16 protein-coding genes are annotated in these 18,086 nt (G+C 71.0%); 8 read left to right on the top strand and 8 right to left on the bottom strand.

Annotation, left to right across the window (positions count from 1 at the left end; genetic code table 11):
- The first annotated feature begins 33 nt into the window (after positions 1-33).
- From ABZ070_RS13030 to ABZ070_RS13015, 4 genes are all read left to right on the top strand, one after another.
- On the top strand, positions 34-801 hold the full coding sequence (locus tag ABZ070_RS13030; protein WP_356633005.1) for a hypothetical protein: 768 nt from the start codon (positions 34-36) through the stop codon (positions 799-801).
- A gap of 203 nt (positions 802-1,004) precedes the next feature.
- On the top strand, positions 1,005-1,844 hold the full coding sequence (locus tag ABZ070_RS13025) for a TIM barrel protein (RefSeq protein WP_356633003.1): 840 nt from the start codon (positions 1,005-1,007) through the stop codon (positions 1,842-1,844).
- Positions 1,845-1,900: 56 nt separating this feature from the next.
- The gene (locus ABZ070_RS13020; protein ID WP_356633001.1) at positions 1,901-2,791 is read left to right on the top strand and encodes a 2-hydroxy-3-oxopropionate reductase; all 891 of its coding nucleotides are present in this window, start codon (positions 1,901-1,903) and stop codon (positions 2,789-2,791) included.
- Positions 2,792-3,059: 268 nt separating this feature from the next.
- The gene (locus ABZ070_RS13015; RefSeq protein WP_356632999.1) at positions 3,060-4,526 is read left to right on the top strand and encodes a catalase; all 1,467 of its coding nucleotides are present in this window, start codon (positions 3,060-3,062) and stop codon (positions 4,524-4,526) included.
- Positions 4,527-4,906: 380 nt separating this feature from the next.
- On the opposite strand, the gene pqqE is transcribed toward ABZ070_RS13015, so the two are convergent.
- The 5 genes from pqqE to pqqA are packed head-to-tail and all read right to left on the bottom strand — an operon-like array spanning position 4,907 to position 8,105.
- Positions 4,907-6,028, bottom strand: coding sequence for a pyrroloquinoline quinone biosynthesis protein PqqE (pqqE, locus tag ABZ070_RS13010; RefSeq protein WP_356632997.1), 1,122 nt, complete (start codon positions 6,026-6,028; stop codon positions 4,907-4,909).
- Positions 6,025-6,309: a pyrroloquinoline quinone biosynthesis peptide chaperone PqqD gene (gene pqqD, locus ABZ070_RS13005; RefSeq protein WP_356632995.1), complete on the bottom strand. Its 285-nt coding sequence runs from the start codon at positions 6,307-6,309 to the stop codon at positions 6,025-6,027. Before pqqD ends, pqqE begins: the two co-directional genes overlap by 4 nt.
- A complete protein-coding gene (gene pqqC / locus ABZ070_RS13000; protein WP_356632993.1) occupies positions 6,306-7,028 on the bottom strand; it encodes a pyrroloquinoline-quinone synthase PqqC in 723 nt (240 codons plus the stop codon). The genes pqqD and pqqC overlap by 4 nt, the downstream gene beginning before the upstream one ends.
- Positions 7,025-7,936: a pyrroloquinoline quinone biosynthesis protein PqqB gene (pqqB, locus tag ABZ070_RS12995; protein ID WP_356632991.1), complete on the bottom strand. Its 912-nt coding sequence runs from the start codon at positions 7,934-7,936 to the stop codon at positions 7,025-7,027. Before pqqB ends, pqqC begins: the two co-directional genes overlap by 4 nt.
- Before the next feature lie 13 nt (positions 7,937-7,949).
- Positions 7,950-8,105, bottom strand: a complete 156-nt coding sequence (gene pqqA, locus ABZ070_RS12990; protein WP_356632989.1) for a pyrroloquinoline quinone precursor peptide PqqA — start codon at positions 8,103-8,105, stop codon at positions 7,950-7,952.
- Between the two features lie 232 nt (positions 8,106-8,337).
- On the opposite strand from pqqA, the gene ABZ070_RS12985 reads away from it, so the two are divergent.
- The gene (locus ABZ070_RS12985; RefSeq protein WP_356632987.1) at positions 8,338-9,432 is read left to right on the top strand and encodes a PQQ-dependent sugar dehydrogenase; all 1,095 of its coding nucleotides are present in this window, start codon (positions 8,338-8,340) and stop codon (positions 9,430-9,432) included.
- A gap of 79 nt (positions 9,433-9,511) precedes the next feature.
- Here the strand turns inward: ABZ070_RS12985 and gcl are convergent, their stop codons facing one another.
- Positions 9,512-11,299, bottom strand: a complete 1,788-nt coding sequence (gene gcl / locus ABZ070_RS12980) for a glyoxylate carboligase (RefSeq protein ID WP_356632985.1) — start codon at positions 11,297-11,299, stop codon at positions 9,512-9,514.
- Positions 11,300-11,559: 260 nt separating this feature from the next.
- Between gcl and ABZ070_RS12975 the strand changes: the two genes are divergently transcribed.
- Positions 11,560-12,291 (top strand): hypothetical protein, encoded by a 732-nt coding sequence (locus tag ABZ070_RS12975; protein ID WP_356632983.1) that lies wholly within the window; start codon positions 11,560-11,562, stop codon positions 12,289-12,291.
- Positions 12,292-12,415: 124 nt separating this feature from the next.
- Positions 12,416-13,195, top strand: coding sequence for a TIGR04222 domain-containing membrane protein (locus ABZ070_RS12970; RefSeq protein WP_356632981.1), 780 nt, complete (start codon positions 12,416-12,418; stop codon positions 13,193-13,195).
- 578 nt (positions 13,196-13,773) lie between these two features.
- On the opposite strand, the gene ABZ070_RS12965 is transcribed toward ABZ070_RS12970, so the two are convergent.
- Positions 13,774-15,381, bottom strand: a complete 1,608-nt coding sequence (locus ABZ070_RS12965; protein WP_356632979.1) for an AMP-binding protein — start codon at positions 15,379-15,381, stop codon at positions 13,774-13,776.
- Positions 15,378-17,054, bottom strand: a complete 1,677-nt coding sequence (locus ABZ070_RS12960) for an AMP-binding protein (RefSeq protein WP_356632977.1) — start codon at positions 17,052-17,054, stop codon at positions 15,378-15,380. Before ABZ070_RS12960 ends, ABZ070_RS12965 begins: the two co-directional genes overlap by 4 nt.
- 128 nt (positions 17,055-17,182) lie before the next feature.
- Here ABZ070_RS12960 and ABZ070_RS12955 point away from each other — a divergent pair, with 128 nt between their 5' ends.
- Positions 17,183-18,025 carry a helix-turn-helix transcriptional regulator gene (locus ABZ070_RS12955; protein WP_356632975.1) on the top strand — a complete coding sequence of 281 codons (843 nt, stop codon included), beginning with the start codon at positions 17,183-17,185 and terminating at the stop codon, positions 18,023-18,025.
- The last annotated feature ends 61 nt before the right edge of the window (positions 18,026-18,086 follow it).

The following is an 18,086-nucleotide window of genomic DNA, read 5'->3' as shown; positions in this document are numbered from 1 at the left end:
ACACCCGTACCAGCAGCAGTGAGGAGCAAGATCGTGGCGAACCCGACCATCCGGGGCCGTGGCTCCACTTCTCCAGGCCGCCGCGCCATGTCGGCGGCCGCGCGTGCGGCCGCCAAGCGGTCGGACCGCGTCCGGCCGGGCCCGGGCGGTTCCGCCGTGCTCGACACGCCGCACGGCCCGGCTCCCCGGCGGCTCGAGGCCCCCGACGACGCGTCACAGGCCCGCCGGGACGAGAACCAGCATGTGGGGCCTGTCGTGCTGGCGGAGGAGGTTGCGGCGCTCCTGCCGGATCGTCGCCGGCGCCGGGTGCGGCTCTGCGCCTTCCTCGCCGTCCTGTTGGTTCTCGGCCTGACCGCGCTGGGCGTGCTGGGGCGCGAGTACGCCGAGGGGCGGCACACCGACGCGGCCCGGGCGCAGGCGGTCGCGGCGGCGCAAAAGGCGGCGCCGGTGGTGCTGTCGTACGACCACCGCAGTCTTGCCAAGGACTTCGCCGCGGCCCGCGGCCATCTGACCGGTGCCTTCGAGGAGGAGTACGCCAGGACCACGAGCAAGGTGGTGGGGCCCACCGCGAAGAAGTACCGCGGCGTCGTCAAGGCGAGCGTGGTCGCACCCCCGAACGGTGGTGCGCCCGCCGCTTCGGTGGTGTCCGTGTCCCCCGACCGGGCCGTGGTGCTGCTGTTCGTCAACCAGGTCACCACCAGTACGCAGGTCACCGGTTCGCGGGTCGACCTGAACCGGGTCCGGATGACGATGACGCGTACGTCCGGCGGCTGGAAGGTGAGCGCCGTCGACGCGCTCTGAGGGACCACCCCGAGGCGCGGGGGGACCCCCCCGATCCCCCCGCACGCCCCCCGAGCTGGGACGACGAAAGGCCCCACCCGCCTTTCGCCGGCCCGCTCGGGGGGCGCTTTTTTGTGGCCGCTCTTGACAGCCCTCACCCCGCCCATGCGATTATTCCGTCAGACAGAAAGAGACTTCCGCAATACGGAAGGGGCGCACACCCCATGGGATACAGCGACCACCGCTTCGACGTGAACCTCTCGATCCTCTTCGCGGAACTCCCGCTGCTGGAGCGCCCGGCGGCCGCCGCCGCGGCCGGCTTCACCGCGGTCGAGCTGTGGTGGCCGTGGATCGAGACCCCCACCCCGCCGCAGGCGGAGCTCGACGCGCTCAAGAAGGCGCTCGACGACGCCGGCACCCAGCTGGTGGGCCTGAACTTCTACGCCGGGCAGCTGCCCGGCCCCGACCGCGGCGCGCTCTCCGTGCCGGGCGCGGAGTCCGACCGCTTCCGCGACAACATCGAGGTGGCGGCCGACTTCGCCGCGTCCGTGGGCTGCAAGGCGCTCAACGCCCTCTACGGCAACCGCGTGGACGGCGTGGCCCCGCAGATCCAGGACACCCTCGCCCTCGAGAACCTGGTGCTCGCGGCCCGCGCGGCCGACCGCGTCGGCGCGATCCTGCTGGTCGAGACCCTGAACAAGCCGGAGTCGCCGCTCTACCCGCTGGTGAGCGCCCCTGCCGCGATCGAGGTCGTCGACAAGGTCAACGCGGCGACCGGCCTCGGCAACGCCAAGTTCCTCCTGGACATCTACCACCTGTCCATGAACGGCGAGGACGTCTCCCGGGTCATCGAGGCATACGCCGACAAGACCGGTCACGTCCAGATCGCCGACAACCCGGGCCGCGGCGCGCCGGGCACCGGCTCGCTCGCACTGGAGCAGCTCCTCGACGAGCTGAAGAAGGCCGGTTACGAGGGCTGGGTCGGCCTGGAGTACAAGGCCGGCGACCGCCCGAGCGCGGACTCCTTCGACTGGCTGCCGGCCGAGGCCCGCGCGGCCCGCTGACCGGTCGATCCCCTGACCAGCTGACGCACCAAAGCTTTTAGGAAGGCACCCTCACCATGAGCACTCTCCCCAAGGTCGCGTGGATCGGACTCGGCATCATGGGTTCCCCCATGTCCGAGAACCTGCTGAAGGCCGGCTACTCCGTCACCGGCTTCACCCTGGAGCAGGACAAGCTGGACCGCCTCGCCGCCGCCGGCGGCACCGCGGCCGGCTCGATCGCGGAGGCCGTCAAGGACGCCGACGTCGTCATCACCATGGTCCCCGCCTCCCCGCAGGTCGAGGCCATCGCCTACGGCCCCGACGGCATCCTCGAGAACGCCAAGCAGGGCGCGCTGCTGATCGACATGTCGTCGATCACCCCGCAGACCTCCGTCGACCTGGCGAAGAACGCCGCCGACAAGGGCATCCGCGTGCTCGACGCTCCCGTGTCCGGCGGCGAGGCCGGCGCGATCGAGGCCGTGCTCTCGATCATGGTCGGTGGCGAGCAGGCGGACTTCGACACCGCGAAGCCGATCCTCGAGGCCCTCGGCAAGACCATCGTGCTCTGCGGCCCGCACGGCTCCGGCCAGACGGTCAAGGCCGCCAACCAGCTGATCGTCGCGGTCAACATCCAGGCGTGCGCGGAGGCCGTGGTCTTCCTGGAGAAGTCCGGCGTGAACCTTCACGCCGCGCTCGACGTCCTCAACGGCGGTCTGGCCGGCTCGACCGTACTGACCCGCAAGAAGGACAACTTCCTGAACCGGGACTTCAAGCCCGGCTTCCGGATCGACCTGCACCACAAGGACATGGGCATCGTCACCGATGCCGCCCGCAACGTCGGCGCCGCGCTGCCCGTCGGCGCGGTCGTCGCCCAGCTGGTCGCCTCGCTGCGCGCTCAGGGCGACGGCGGCCTGGACCACTCGGCGCTGCTGCGCTCGGTCGAGCGTCTCTCGGGCGGGCAGGTCTGACGGGTCCCGGTCCACCCCGGGCCATGACCGGCCCACGCCGAGCCGCCCACCTCGTGGCCGGCCCCCACCGGGCAGCAACCTGCCCAGGCTGACCACGACCCCATAGACCCCGGTCGGTGCCGGTGCTGACACCTGTCCTGTCGCGCCCAGGCACCGGCACCGGCCGGAACACCACTCTTCATTTTCAACAAACTGTTGACGTTTCGTTCGGCTCGTATTTACGCTCCACGAACCGTCACCCAGTGCAGCTCCCGTACGGAAGGTCACGATGTCGAAGCGCGTGCTTACGACCGAGTCCGGCGCCCCCGTCGCCGACAATCAGAACTCCGCCACCGCCGGCGTCGGTGGCCCCATCCTCCTTCAGGACCAGCACCTGCTGGAGAAGCTCGCGCGCTTCAACCGTGAGCGCATCCCGGAGCGCGTCGTGCACGCCCGTGGCTCCGGCGCGTACGGGTACTTCGAAGTGACCGACGACGTCACCGGGTACACCAAGGCCGACTTCCTCTCCGAGGTCGGCAGGCGGACCGAGACGTTCCTGCGCTTCTCCACCGTCGCCGACTCGCTCGGCGGCGCGGACGCGGTCCGCGACCCCCGCGGCTTCGCGGTGAAGTTCTACACCGAAGAGGGCAACTACGACCTCGTCGGCAACAACACCCCGGTGTTCTTCATCAAGGACCCCATCAAGTTCCCCGACTTCATCCACTCCCAGAAGCGCGACCCGTTCACGGGCAAGCAGGAGCCGGACAACGTCTGGGACTTCTGGGCGCACGCCCCCGAGGCTACGCACCAGATCACCTGGCTGATGGGCGACCGCGGCATCCCGGCCTCGTACCGGCACATGAACGGCTACGGCTCCCACACCTACCAGTGGACCAACGAGGCGGGCGAGGCCTTCTTCGTGAAGTACCACTTCAAGACGAACCAGGGTGTGCGCTCCCTGTCGTCCGAGCAGGCCGCGGAACTGGTCGGCCAGGACGCCAACTCGCACCAGACGGACCTGCTGCAGGCCATCGAGCGCGGCGTGAACCCGTCCTGGACCCTGTACGTCCAGATCATGCCCGCGGCGGAAGCGGCCGACTACCGCTTCAACCCGTTCGACCTCACCAAGGTGTGGCCGCACGAGGACTACCCGCTCCAGCGGGTCGGCCGACTGGTGCTGGACCGCAACCCGGACAACGTGTTCGCCGAGGTCGAGCAGGCCGCGTTCTCCCCGAACAACTTCGTCCCGGGCATCGGCCCGTCGCCGGACAAGATGCTTCAGGGCCGCCTGTTCGCCTACGCCGACGCCCACCGCTACCGTCTCGGCGTGAACCACACCCAGCTGCCGGTGAACGCGCCGAAGGCCGTTCGTGGGGGCGCTGCCGACAACTACGGCCGGGACGGCCTGATGGCCACCCGCAACGGCTCGCGCCACGACAAGAACTACGAGCCCAACTCCCACTCGGGTCCCGCCCAGACCGACGCCGCGCTCTCCGCGCCGCTCGCCGTCACCGGCTGGGTCGGCACCCATCCCGCGCCGGCCCACGTCAAGGACGACGACTTCTTCCAGGCCGGTGAGCTGTACCGCCTGATGTCGGAGGACGAGAAGGGCCGACTGATCGCGAACATCGCGGGCGGCCTGTCCCAGGTCACGCGCGACGACGTGATCGAGAAGAACCTGGCCCACTTCCACTCCGCCGACCCCGAGTACGGCAAGCGCGTGGAGGAGGCGGTCCGCGCCCTGCGCGAGGACTGAGACAAGGCTGCGCCCGGGGGCTGACGGAACGTCGGCCCCGGGGCGTGCGCCCGCTCGGCGGACCCGGATGAGGGGTGGTCCTCCGGGCGGGCGGAAGTGAGGACCGCGGCGGTCGTGCGATGCCAGTGCGGTGGTGAAGGCGTTCCGGTTCCGTTCAGACCTGAAGTACGGGCCCGGCACAGCCAATCGTCCCGCCGCGGTCCCCTTCCGGTCACCGGATTCCTTCCGGGCGACCCCACCAAGACCCCGCCCGGCGGCGCGAACGTCCTGTCGCGCCAGCCTCGCACCGTCGGGCGGTATCAACTGCACAGCCCGGGCGCGGAGTCGGTACGGTCCCGTACTCCGCGTTCGACGATCAGGGCCTGACCTTCGCACAGAGGTCAGGCCCTGGTCCTTTCCGCCTCCGGCCCCGATCGGCCGCGCAGCGATCCTGGCCCCCGGTACACGAGGCCTGCGGCTTCCCCGTCGGCCAGGGCGGCGGCCTGGATGAGCCCGTGGTCCGGTGACAGCCGGCAGGCGGGGTCGGTGCGGGCGGCATCGCCGGTGATCGCGTACGCCTGACAACGGCAGCCGCCGAAGTCCTCGTCGCGCCGCGGACAGGCGCGACACGGTTCACCCATCCAATTCGTGCCCCGGTACCGGTTGAAGGCGGTGGAGTGTTCCCAGATCCAGGCGAGGGACCGGTCGCCGACATGCGGAGGGTCGAGGCCGGGCAGCGTCGCCGCCGCCGGGCAGGGCAGCACGGTCCCGTCGGGCGTGACGGTGAGAGATACGGCGCCCCAGCCCCCCATGCACGGCTTCGCGACACCCTCGACGTGGTCGGGAACGACCCATACCAGCGCGGTGCGCCCGTCCAGTCGCTCACGCCACCGCCGCACCGCCTCCGAGGCGCGAGTCAGCTGGGCACGACTCGGCATGAGCGCCGCCCGGTTGCGCAGGGCCCAGCCGTAGAACTGGGTGTTGGCCAGTTCGATACGGTCCGCGCCCCAGGACAGCGCCAGTTCCACGACGGCGTCGATGGCATCGAGGTTGTCGCGGTGAAGAACGACGTTGACGCCGAGCGGCAGTCCTGCCGCCCGCACCAGCGCCGCGGCCCGTTCCTTCGCCTCGAACGAGCGGCGCCCCGCGATACGTTCGGAGGCCGCAGGGTCGGCGTGCTGGACGGACAGCTGGACGCTGCGCAGCCCCGCTTCCACGAGTGCCGCCAACCGCGCCTCGTCGAGGCCCAGCCCGCTGGTGACCAGCTGGGTGTGGATGCCGGCCGCCTCCGCGGCGCGGACGATCACCTCCAGATCGGGTCGCAGCAGCGGCTCCCCGCCGGACAGGTGTGTCTGCACGACTCCCAGGTCCCCCGCCTGCCGCATGACGTCCTGCCACTGGACCGTCGACAGTTCACGGGATCGTCTGGTCAGCTCCAGCGGATTGGAGCAGTACGGGCAGCGCAGCGGGCAGGCGTGGGTCAGCTCGGCGAGCAGGGCCCACGGGGGCGGCACACCGGTCACCGCAGCCAGCCCTCGTCACGCAGCCGCCGCAGGAACGCGGGAACGTCGGTGGCCACCGGCCCTTCGGGGAAGCGGTTTTGCAGGACGTCGACGATCCCACGGACCTCGCGCCCGCCGTCGCACAGCCGCAGTATGTCGCCGGCGCGCCCTTGGAGCACCACCACACGTTCGGGCATCACCAGCAGGTCGGTGCCGCGCACCCGGTCGTGTCGCAGCACGACGGCAGGGGCGAGTACCGGGCACCAGCGCGGCTCTCCCTGCTGGGCCGGGGCTGCCGTCATCGCAGATCCTCCGCACCCGCGTGGTCCACGGCGTCGAGCAGCGTCCAGAGCACGTCACATTTGAACGCGAGTGCCGCGACGGCCCGCTCCTGCCCGGCCCGGTCAGACGCCCAGCGCAGCACCAGGTCCATCGCCTCGCCGCTGTCCCGCCGGCCCTGGCTGACGCGCGTCCGGAAGTAGGCGAGCCCCTCGGCGTCGATCCACGGGTAGTGCCGTTCGAAGGCATCGACGCGGCGCCGCATGAGGTCCGGCGCGGACAGTTCGGTGAGCGAGGCGGCGACGGCTTCCGGCGCCGACCGCAGCCGGCAGAAGTTGACGTAGCCCTCGACCGCGAGGCGGACCCCGGCCAGCACGCCGTTGCCGGACAGCAGACCCGCCCGGTCCAGACCGGCCGCCTCGCCGAGCCGCAGCCACCTCTCGATGCCGCCTTCGTCGCCCTCGCGTCCGTCGTGATCCTCTATGCGGCGGATCCACATGCGCCGCAGTTCCGGCGTCCCCAGCTTCGCGGTGATCAGTGCGTCCTTGACCGGGATGTGCTGCTGGTAATGGAAGCGGTTGGTGATCCAGCGCCGTACTTCGGCGGGGCTCAGCGTTCCCTCGTGCATGCGCACGTTGAAGGGATGGCGGTCGTGGTAGCGCTGCTCGGCCACTGCCCGCAGCCGCTCCTCGAACTCCGAACGGCTCCAGGGCCGTTCCGTCTCCACTTCCACGACGGTCACAGCACGATCTCCATTCCGTCGGCGGCCACTTCGATGCCCAGCCGGGCCAAGGCCTTGTGCTGGGGCGCGGCGGGGTCGATCAGCGGGTTGGTGTTGTTGAGGTGCGTGTACAGGCGGCGCGCGGGCAGGGAGGCGAGTCGCCGTGCCGTGCCCTTCGGCCCGTCGATCGGCAGATGGCCCATGGCCGTCGCGCCGCGGGTCGAGAAGTTCGCGCGCCGGGGCTCGTCGTCGTCCCAGAAGGTGCCGTCGAGGAGGACGCAGTCCGCCTCGGCGACGGCCTCCTCCAGCGCCTGCGGCCACGCGCCGAGCGCGGGTGCGTAGACGGCGGTCCGGCCGGTGGCGCGGTCGGTGAGCCTCAGGGCCGTCACCCAGTCGCACGGGTCGTCGGTTCCTGCCGGGTCCGCCGCGGCGTAGCGGGGTCGTTTGGCGGTGAGGGGAACGGCGCTGATGTGAATCGCGGAGCCCGTGGCGAGTGGCTGGGCCCGGCCCTTTGTCGGGAGGTCGCGCCAGGTCAGTTCGGTGTAGGGGGCGAGGAGGGAGTCCAGTTGCCGGCGGCCTTGCAGCGCTCCGCGTACGGCGGCGGTCGCGACCACCTCCAGTCGTTCGGCTTCCCGCAGCCGGGCGATGCCGAGCGTGTGGTCGAGCTCTGCATCGGTCAGCACCACTCCGGCCACCGGTGTGCGGCGCCGGCCGGGGCCGGGGTGCAGTTCGGGACAGTCCTCGATCTGGTCGCCGATGTCCGGTGTCGCGTTGACCAGATACCAGCGGCCCTCGGCCGCCTCCACGGCGAGTGCGGCGTGGCGGCGGCGTCGCCGGGGGTGCGTCCGTGCGCCCGCGCATTCCCGGCAGGCACAGTTCCACTGCGGTACGCCGCCGCCTGCTGCGGTGCCCAGCACCTTGAGCAGCATGTCCTTGGCGACGCTAGCGGGTGGCCAGGGAGTAGGCAGTGACTTCGAGTGCGGTCTCCACGACCACGTACTCGGGCCGGCGCCAGGCCTCTTCCTCGATGTACGTGGTGGCTTCGCCGCGCGTTGCCCGCTCGGGGCCGGTCGTCATGTCCTCGGGTGTGGCCGTCATGGGTTGTCCTGCCTTTCGGATGACGGTGGCGTCCCCCACCGCAGCATCGGCAGGCACCTGATGTAGGGCAACCGGGGGCGGGCCGACCGGGTGACCCGCCGGAGCGGTCTGACGCCCCGTCACATGGCGCGGGCCTACGCTCCCGGTGATCATCGCCGAGCCTTCCTGGAGGATGCCCGTGTCCACTCTTCCGACTCGCCGGAACCCTGCGAGAAAACCGTCGCTCCGATCGGTGAGCACCCTCGCGGTCACGGTCGCGGGCCTCTTGGTGGGCTTCGCCGGCCCCGGCGTCGCCGGCCCGTCCGCACCCCACGGTGGACACCCGGCCGGCAGCCGTGTGCAGACGGAGCCGGGCGACGTTCGGACGGTTTCCACCGAGTGGACCACGCCGTGGGGGCTGAGCTGGCTGCCGGACGGATCCGCGCTGATCAGCGAACGCGAGACGTTCAAGATCTTCAAGCTCACTCAGGACGGAGCGAAGACACTCGTGGGCAGCGTCCCCGACTCGGCGACCACCGGGGCCGAGGACGGCGTGCTGGGCATCGCGGTGTCACCGAACTGGGACGAGGACCACTACCTCTACATCCTGCACACGACCGGGACGGACAACCGGGTCGCGCGGATGACGTACGACGGTTCCACTCTGGGCGGGTACACCACGCTGCTCACCGGGATCAGGAAGAACCGCATCCACAACGGCGGACGTCTGAAGTTCGGCCCCGACGGCTACCTGTACGCCGCGACGGGGGACAGCAACCAGCGGCCACTCGCTCAGGACAAGGACTCCCTCAACGGGAAGATCCTGCGGATGACAGCCGAGGGCGAGCCCGCGCCCGGCAACCCCTTCGGCACCCACGTCTACTCGCTGGGCCACCGCAACCCCGAGGGCCTGGCATGGGACGCGCAGGGCCGCCTGTGGGCGTCCGAGATCGGCGCGGACACCAGCGACGAGCTGAATCTCATCGAACCCGGCAAGAACTACGGATGGCCCACCTGCGAAGGGCCATGCGACACCGAGGGGATGACCGGCCCCAAGGCGCACTGGCCGGTCGCGGAAGCGTCGCCGAGCGGACTCGCCTACGCCGACGGCAATCTGTACATGGCCGCGATGCGCGGCAGGCGGCTGTGGCGCATCCCCGTCGACGGCACGGAGGCGGGCACCCCGGTGGCGTACTTCAAGGGCACGTACGGCCGGCTGCGCACCGTCGAGAAGGTTCCCGGCAAGAACGTCCTGTGGGTGTCCACGACGAACACCGACCGCAACGGCGGCAAGCCCGACGGTTCGGACCAGGTGCTCGAGGTGGAGCTGACGACACCGGCGGACTGAACCGCGGACGTGTACTCGGGGCACGACAAACGCCCGGTCTGCGGCGCAGACCGGGCGTCCGTCGGAGCGGGGGCGGAGGTCAGACCTTCAGCGGCTTGATCGCCGTCGGGGCGTGCCCCGGCTCCGTGGCGAGCTCTTCGAACTCGGTCACGTCACTGATGTCTGCCGTCTTGCTCATCGCGATGTTCGTGACGCGCTCCAGGATCGCCTCGACGACGACCGGCACCCGGTACTCGGCGGCGAGCTTCTTCGCCTCCTCGAAGGCCGGCAGCAGCTGGTCGGGCTCGGTGACCCGGATCGCCTTGCAGCCGAGGCCCTCGACGACCTTGACGTGGTCGACGCCGTAGACGCCCAGCTCGGGGGAGTTGATGTTCTCGAACTCCAGATTGACCTGGAAGTTGATGTCCAGGCCGATCTGCGCCTGGCGGATCAGACCCAGGTAGGAGTTGTTCACGAGGACGTGGACGTACGGAATGCGGTGCTGCGCGCCGACCGCCAGCTCCTCCAGCATGAACTGGAAGTCGTAGTCGCCGGACAGGGCGACGACCTGCGCCTCGGGGTCGGCGGTGGCGACACCCAGCGCGGCCGGGATGGTCCAGCCGAGCGGGCCCGCCTGGCCGCAGTTGATCCAGTGGCGCGGCTTGTAGACGTGCAGCATCTGCGCACCGGCGATCTGGGAGAGACCGATCGTGGTGACGTAACGCGTCTCCGGGCCGAAGGCGCGGTTCATCTCCTCGTACACGCGCTGCGGCTTGAGCGGCACATTGTCGAAGTGCGTACGGCGCTGGAGCGTCGCCTTGCGGTCCTGCGTGGCGGCGACCCACGCGCCGCGGTCGGGCAGCCTGCCCGCGGCTTTGAGCTCCTTGGCGACCTCGACGAAGAGCTCGAGCGCGACCTTGGCGTCGGACGCGATGCCGTAGTCGGGGGCGAAGATCTTGCCGATCTGAGTGGGCTCGATGTCGACGTGGACGAACGTGCGGCCCTTGGTGTAGACGTCCAGCTTGTAGCCCGTGTGGCGGTTGGCCCAGCGGTTGCCTATGCCGAGGACGAAGTCGGACTCGAGGAAGTTCGCGTTGCCGTAACGGTGCGAGGTCTGGAGCCCGACCATGCCCGCGTTGAGCTCGTGGTCGTCCGGGATGGTGCCCCAGCCCATCAGGGTCGGGATGACGGGGGTGCCGGTGATCTCGGCGAACTCGACGAGCAGGTCGGAGGCGTCGGCGTTGATGATGCCGCCGCCGGCGACGATCAGCGGGCGCTCGGACTCGAGGAGGAAGGCGATCGCCTTCTCGATCTGGGCGCGGGTCGCGGACGGCTTGTAGACCGGCAGCGGCTCGTACGTCTCCGGGTCGAAGTCGATCTCGGTGAGCTGGACGTCGATCGGCAGGTCGATGAGGACCGGCCCGGGACGGCCCGAGCGCATCAGGTGGAAGGCCTGCTGGAACACACCGGGGACCTGGGCGGCCTCGAGGACCGTCGTCGCGGCCTTGGTGACCGGCTTGGCGATCGACGCGATGTCGACGGCCTGGAAGTCCTCCTTGTGGATCACGGAGGTGGGGGCCTGGCCGGTGATGCACAGGATCGGGATCGAGTCACCGATCGCCGAGTACAGGCCGGTGATCATGTCCGTACCGGCGGGGCCGGAGGTGCCGATGCAGACGCCGATGTTGCCCGGGTTGGTCCGGGTGTAGCCCTCGGCCATGTGGGACGCGCCCTCGACGTGGCGGGCGAGGGTGTGGTCGATCCCGCCCCCCGCCTGGAGGGCTTTGTAGAACGGGTTGATCGCTGCGCCCGGCACACCGAACGCGTGGGTGACGCCTTCACGCTTGAGGATCTCAACTGCCGCACGGGCGGCGGTCATTCGAGGCATGGGGTGCTCCTGCTTCGGCCTGTCGGATCTGGTCGGAACGGGCTCTGTCGCGCCACCTGAGAGCGTTAATTCCGTATTGTGGAAGTTCGTTTTTGCTATACGGAAGCAATGTAGGACGCGGTCCGTGCGACGTCAAGGGACGGCCGCACCGGGACACCGGGGCCGCAGAGCGGCGGAGTGCGCGAAGTAGCTCGCCAAGTCCCCGTCAGTGATGGACGATGGACCGCAGTCAGGCCGCGGGAAGGAAAGAGGGGGCCGCGATGAGCGAGAGCATGCCGGTGCGCTGCCCGGTCTGCCGACGCGACCATCTGTACGCGGCGCCCGTGTACCCGTGCGCGTGCGGCGCCCCGGTCGCTCCCCCGCTGCTGCGGGCCGCCCGACCAGAGCCGATCACGCACCGCACCTGGACCGACGACTGGGTCACCGTCCGCTGCGCCGAGTGCCAGCGCAAGGACCAGTGGCCGCAGCCCGAGCTCGGCTGCCCCTGCGGCACGGTGCTGCGCATACCGGTCCGGCCGGTCAGCACGCCCACTCCACCCGGTCCGCCGGAACGGGCATGTTCCTCCCGGCGACCCTCGCACATACCGCTGCCGCGCACGGCCGTCGCCTCCCGCCCCTCGTTCCGGCCCGTCACGATCCGCACCGCCCGCGACGCCGTCACCGCGGCCGCCCTCTATCTGAAGTGGCTCGGCTTCCGCGACGTGATCCAGCCGGAGGTCAGGCCCGTTTCCGGCATAGACCTCAGAGGCCCCGACGTGGTCGCCCAGGTCGACCCCACCACTAGGCCCACCGGGCTGCGCGCCATCGAATGCCTGTGGCTGAACGGGCTGAGTTCCTCGTCGACGAGCGTCCTCTTCTCCCTCGCGGGCTACGCGGACGACGCCAGGGCCCGAGCGGACCAGCTCGGCATCCCGCTCTTCGTCATGGACCTCACCGGCTGCCCCCAACCCGTCAACGCCCCGGCGGACGAACTGCTTTCCACGGGCACGTAACGCCGCGAACCGGACCGAAGCTCAAAGAAAGCTCTGAATCAGCTTCTTTCAGGCTTCGGCCTACCTCTGGCACGGGCATATTCCCCGCACAGCCGCAGACACGGCCTCGGGGGAGGTGGGCGCGATGCCCGTCGAAATGTGGTGGTTCATCGGCGCTGCGGGGGCACTGCTCGCCGCCGCGGCCCTGCTCCTGCGGCCCGGCCCGCCCTCGCCCCACGACACCGTCGATCCGCAGATCGTGGCCCTCCTCCGCGGCGGGCACCGTGCCGCGGTGACGGTCGCCCTCGTCGCTCTGCAGCAACGCGGCGTGGTCACCAACGGCCGGAAGGGCACCGTACGGACCGACGGCTGGGCCACCGCGATACGGGATCCGTTGCAGCTCGCCGTCCACGTCTCGCTCCGCCGCCCCCTCGGCCTGCGGCCCCTGGTCGCGGTGCCCCGGGTGCGCCGAGCCCTCGACGCACTGCGCGTGCGGTCCGCCGAGGCAGGACTGCTGCGGCCCGCCGGCAGGTGGCGAGCCGCGCGGCTCCTGCTGTGTGCCGTCCCCGTCACGATCGTCGCAGGACTGCTGGCCACGCCGATCACCGCGCCGAACACGCTCGCCCAGCTGGCCCTGTGCTCGGTCCCCGTCGCCGCGGCGGCGGCGCTGTGGTGCGTTCCCCGGCAGACGCCCGCGGGGCGGCGGCTCCTCGTGTCCCTCCGCGGCACCCACCCGCTCGAGGCGCGCCGCACCGCCGGACCGCGCGTTCTGCTGTCGGTGGCGCTCCACGGCGACGCGGCGCTGCTGCTGCACCTCCCCCACTTCGCCCGTGGCGGCGGCCTCCTCACCGGCGGCGGCCGGGACACGGGCTTCACCGAGAACACGGCATCCTCCGGCAGCGCGGGAGCGGCATGCGGGCTCTGACGGGTCCCCCGCCGGTCGGCACGACTCCGGTGGCGGGGGTGGGTGACCCGCCGCGGCCCCGTGCCGACACGGGCGAGGTGCCCAGCCGGTCACCAGGCCCGAAAACGGGCACGGGTGACCTGCCCCGGGCCCGGGGAGCGGGCGCGTATGCCCCTCGCCTCGGGCCCGGAGCGGGACACGTGGCCCCGGGGCCGGGGCCGGGGCGGGCGCCCCTCACCGCAGGCCCGGGGCCGGGCGAATGTCGCCGGTCGGCGTGAGCCGACGCCGCAAGGAGCGCGTCGCCGGTCACCAGGCCCGGAACCGGCAGCAGGCCCGGAGGGGGCACGGTGCCCTCACCGCCGGCCCGGAGCCGCGCCGATGCCGCCGGTCGGCGTGAGACGCCGCCGCAAGGAGCGCCCCACCGGTCACGGCAGACGGAGCCAGGCACGGGTGACCTGCCCCGGCCGGGGAGCGGGCGCGTACGCCCGCCTCGGGCCCGGAGCGGGACACGTGGCCCCCCGGGCCCGGGGCCGGGCGCCCCTCACCGCGGGGGCGGGGGCGAAACGCCCCCGCCGCACACGCACACCAGCGCGCCCTCGCTAGGCCGCGCCGAAGCGGCGGCGGAGTTCCACCTTGCGGACCTTGCCGCTCACCGTCATCGGGAAGTCCGCGAGGATCTCGATCCGGCGCGGAATCTTGTAGTGCGCGAGCCGCTCGCGGCAGAACGCCGTGATCTCCTCCAGAGTCGGCGCGTCCGCCGCGTCGCGTGGGATCACGCACGCGAGGATCTCCTCGCCGTACCGTTCGTCGGGCACGCCCACCACCTGCACATCGGCGATCTTGGGGTGGGCGTACAGGAACTCCTCGATCTCCCGCGGGTACACGTTCTCGCCGCCCCGGATGATCATGTCCTTGATGCGGCCGACGATCTGGACGTAGCCGTCCTCGCGCATGACCGCCAGGTCGCCCGTGTGCATCCAGCGGCCCGCGTCGATCGATTCCGCCGTCTTCTCCGGCTCGTCCCAGTAGCCGAGCATCACGCTGTACCCGCGTGTGCACAGTTCGCCGGCCTCACCGCGCGGCAGGGTCACGCCGGTGACCGGGTCGACCACCTTGACCTCGACATGGGGCATGACCCGGCCGACCGTGCCGGTGCGGCGCTCCAGATCGTCGTCGCGCCGGGTCTGGGTGGAGACCGGGGAGGTCTCCGTCATGCCGTAGCAGATCGACACCTCCGCCATGTTCATCTCGGCGACCACGCGTTTCATCACCTCGACCGGGCACGGCGAACCCGCCATGATGCCCGTGCGCAGCGAACTTAGGTCGTAGGACTGGAAGTCTGGCAGGTTGAGCTCCGCGATGAACATCGTCGGCACCCCGTACAGCGAGGTGCAGCGCTCCTGTTCCACTGCCCGCAGGGTCGCCGCCGGGTCGAAGGACGGCGCCGGGATCACCATGCACGCGCCGTGCGAGGTGGCGGCGAGGTTGCCCATGACCATGCCGAAGCAGTGATAGAAGGGCACGGGGATGCAGACCCGGTCACGCTCGGTGTAGGCGATCATTTCGCCGACGAAGTAGCCGTTGTTGAGGATGTTGTGGTGCGAGAGGGTGGCTCCCTTCGGGAAGCCGGTGGTGCCGGAGGTGTACTGGATGTTGACCGGATCGTCGCAGGACAACTCCGCTTCGCGCGCTCTCAGTTGTTCCTCGGTGACCGCCTCGGCCGCGTCCAGGAGCAGGTCCCAGGAGCCGTCGCCGATGTAATGGACGGCCCGCAGCCCGGGGCACTCGGAGTGCACCGTGTCGACCATCGCCCGGTAGTCGCTGGTCTTGTGGGTCTGTGAGGCGACGAGCAGCGAGATCCCGGCCTGCTTCAGCACGTACTCGAGCTCGTGGGCGCGGTACGCCGGGTTGATGTTCACCATGATCGCGCCGATGCGCGCGGTGGCGTACTGGACCAGCACCCATTCCGCACAGTTGACGGCCCAGATGCCGACCCGGTCGCCCTTCGCGACCCCCGAGCCGAGTAGTCCGCGCGCCAGTTCGTCCACGGCCGCGTCGAACTCGGCGTACGTCCAGCGGGTGCCCGCCGCCACGTCGACCAGTGCCTCCCGCTCGGGGTGGGCGGCGGCCGTGCGCGCCAGGTTGGCGCCGATCGTGTCCCCCAGCAGTGGGGTCTCGCTCACGCCGTGCGCGTAAGAGGGTGTCATCGCAGGTCACCTTCCACGTAGTCGGCGGTGGAGCCCTTGGCCGTGCGCTCGCGCAGTTCGATCCGCCGGATCTTCCCGGACACGGTCTTCGGCAGTTCGGCGAACTCCAGCCTGCGGATGCGCTTGTACGGGGCGAGGACCGCACGCGAGTGCTCGAACAGCAGCTTCGCCGTGTCCGGCCCCGGATCCCAGCCCTCGGCAAGCACCACGTACGCCTTGGGCACGGCCAGCCGCAGCGGATCCGGCGCCGGTACGACGGCGGCCTCGGCGACCGCCTCGTGCTCCAGCAGGGCGCTTTCCAGCTCGAAGGGGCTGATCTTGTAGTCGCTGGCCTTGAAGACGTCGTCGCTTCTGCCCACGTACGTGATGTACCCGTCGTCGTCGCGCGAGCCGATGTCGCCGGTGCGGTAGAAGCCCCCCGCCATCGCCTCCGCGGTGCGCTCCTCGTCCCCGTGGTAGCCGGTCATCAGGCCGACCGGCTGTGTGGACAGGTCGATGGCGATCTCGCCCTCGGGGGCGCCCGGCCGGCCCGTGGCCGGGTCGAGGAGTTCGACCTTGTAGCCGGGGCTCGGCCGGCCCATGGAGCCCGGCTTGAGCTGCTGACCGGGGCTGTTGGATACCTGCACGGCGGTCTCCGTCTGGCCGAACCCGTCGCGGATCGTGACGCCCCACTCGCGGCGGACGGTCTCGATGACTTCCGGGTTGAGCGGTTCACCCGCGGCGACGACCTCTCGCGGGGGTTGCTGAAGCCGGCTCAGGTCGGCCTGGATCAGCATCCGCCAGACCGTCGGCGGCGCACAGAAGCTGGTGATCCTCTCGCGGTCCATCTCGGCCATCAGCCGGCTCGCGTCGAAGCGTGTGTAGTTGTGGATGAAGACCGTCGCCTCCGCGTTCCACGGGGCGAAGAGATTGGACCAGGCGTGCTTGGCCCAGCCGGGTGAGGAGATGTTCAGATGCACATCTCCCGGCTTGAGACCGATCCAGAACATGGTCGCCAGGTGACCGACCGGATACGACACATGGGTGTGCTCGACTAGCTTCGGCCGGGCGGTCGTGCCGGAGGTGAAGTACAGCATCAGCGTCTCGTCGGCGCCGGTGGGTCCGTCGGGCTCGAAGGTGCTTCCGCTCGCGTACACGCCGTCGTACGACAACCAGCCGGCGCTCTCGCCGCCGACGACGATCCGTGTGTAGTCGCCGGGGACCTCGTCGAACTTGTCCGTGTCCTCCGGGCGCACCAATACATGACGCACCCGGCCCCGCTCGATCCGGTCGCGCAGGTCGGCCGGGCCCAGCAGCGGCGTCGCCGGGATCATCACCGCGCGCAGCTTCATCGCGGCGAGCGCGGTCTCCCACAGCTCGACCTGGTTGCCGAGCATGACAAGGATCCGGTCGCCGGGCCGCACGCCCCGGGAGCGGAGCCAGTTCGCAGCCTGGTCGGACCGGGCGGACATCTCCGCGAACGAGAACCGGGTGTTGCGTCCGTCCTCCTCGACGATCTGCAGCGCGGTCCTGTCGTTGCCGGCGGCGATGACGTCGAACCAGTCGAGCGCCCAGTTGAAGTGCTCGAGGCGGGGCCAGGTGAAGCCCTCGTACGCGGTCGCGTAGTCCTCCCGGTGCTGCAGCAGGAAGTCCCGGGCGGCCCGGAACCTCGCCGTCGCGCTGCCAGACGTCATGTGTCCTCCTCGTTGCGGGACCGGCCGTGCCCATCGTGTAATCGGTGACCCAGGTCTCACTACCCCCGTTCGGGGGTGTCGTCCCCGTCCCCGGGCGGCACCGGGGGCATCGGAGGGAGGAAGGGCGCGTGACAGAGGGCGAAGCGGTCGAGTTGCGGGCGGCGCTGCTCCGGCTGCGGCGAACGACAGGGCTGCCCGTCGCGTTCGGCGGGCTGCTGCAGGAGGGGCGGCGGCAGCACCTGCGCATCGGGGAGCTGAACGGCGCCGCGACGGGCGTGCTGCGCGGGCTCGCCATCCGCGCCGGCCACGGCCTCGGCGGAAAGTCGATGGCGCTGTCGCGACCGTGCGCGGTGACCGACTACGCGGCGGCGCGGCACATCAGCCACGAGTACGACGCGGCGGTCGCGGCGGAGGGCCTGCGGTCGGTGGTCGCCGTCCCGGTCGTGGTGGGCCGCAGGGTGCGGGGCCTGCTGTACGGGGCGCTGCGCCGGCCACTGGTCCTGGGCGACCGCGTCCTGGACGCGGCGGTGGCCGCAGCGCGCGACGTGGAGCAGGCCCTGGCCGTACGGGACGAGGTGCAGCGGCTCCTCACGAAGACGCACACGCGCGAGGCGCGGCGGGGCCCGGGGGCGTGGGAAACGGTCCGCGAGGTCCACGGGGAGCTACGAGCGCTGGCGCCGAGGATCGAGGACCCCGCCCTGCGGGAGGAACTGCTGGCGGTGTGCGGCCGCCTGGCCTCCGCCTCGGTGCCCACCGGCTGTCAGGGCGGCGATCAGGTGTCGCTCGCGCCCCGGGAGGTGGACGTGTTGAGCTGCGTGGCGGCAGGCGCGACGAACGCCGCGACGGCGGAGCGGCTGGGGCTGCGGCCGGAGACGGTGAAGGGCTATCTGCGCTCGGCGATGCGGAAACTCGACGCGCACACCCGCCTGGAGGCGGTGGTGGCGGCGCGGGGCGCGGGGCTGCTGCCGTAGGTCGCGCCGGTGCCTCCGCTGCCGCAGGTCACCGGCCCCCTGGCGCGCAGGTCGGCGCAGA

Source organism: Streptomyces sp. NPDC006283, assembly GCF_040613325.1.
Lineage (GTDB): Bacteria > Actinomycetota > Actinomycetes > Streptomycetales > Streptomycetaceae > Streptomyces.
The sequence above is the reverse complement of the archived record's forward strand: the minus strand, read 5'-3'. Positions and strand labels throughout refer to the sequence as shown.

Bases quoted from the DNA above. Each gene is read 5' to 3' on its own strand.
- ABZ070_RS12975 (WP_356632983.1), top strand. From the start codon at position 11,560: ATGAGCGAGAGCATGCCGGTGCGCTGCCCGGTCTGCCGACGCGACCAT.
- gcl (WP_356632985.1), bottom strand. From the start codon at position 11,299: ATGCCTCGAATGACCGCCGCCCGTGCGGCAGTTGAGATCCTCAAGCGT.
- ABZ070_RS12960 (WP_356632977.1), bottom strand. From the start codon at position 17,054: ATGACGTCTGGCAGCGCGACGGCGAGGTTCCGGGCCGCCCGGGACTTC.
- pqqB (WP_356632991.1), bottom strand. From the start codon at position 7,936: ATGCTGCTCAAGGTGCTGGGCACCGCAGCAGGCGGCGGCGTACCGCAG.
- pqqA (WP_356632989.1), bottom strand. From the start codon at position 8,105: ATGACGGCCACACCCGAGGACATGACGACCGGCCCCGAGCGGGCAACG.
- ABZ070_RS12970 (WP_356632981.1), top strand. From the start codon at position 12,416: ATGCCCGTCGAAATGTGGTGGTTCATCGGCGCTGCGGGGGCACTGCTC.
- pqqD (WP_356632995.1), bottom strand. From the start codon at position 6,309: ATGACGGCAGCCCCGGCCCAGCAGGGAGAGCCGCGCTGGTGCCCGGTA.
- ABZ070_RS13020 (WP_356633001.1), top strand. From the start codon at position 1,901: ATGAGCACTCTCCCCAAGGTCGCGTGGATCGGACTCGGCATCATGGGT.
- ABZ070_RS13025 (WP_356633003.1), top strand. From the start codon at position 1,005: ATGGGATACAGCGACCACCGCTTCGACGTGAACCTCTCGATCCTCTTC.
- ABZ070_RS12965 (WP_356632979.1), bottom strand. From the start codon at position 15,381: ATGACACCCTCTTACGCGCACGGCGTGAGCGAGACCCCACTGCTGGGG.
- ABZ070_RS13015 (WP_356632999.1), top strand. From the start codon at position 3,060: ATGTCGAAGCGCGTGCTTACGACCGAGTCCGGCGCCCCCGTCGCCGAC.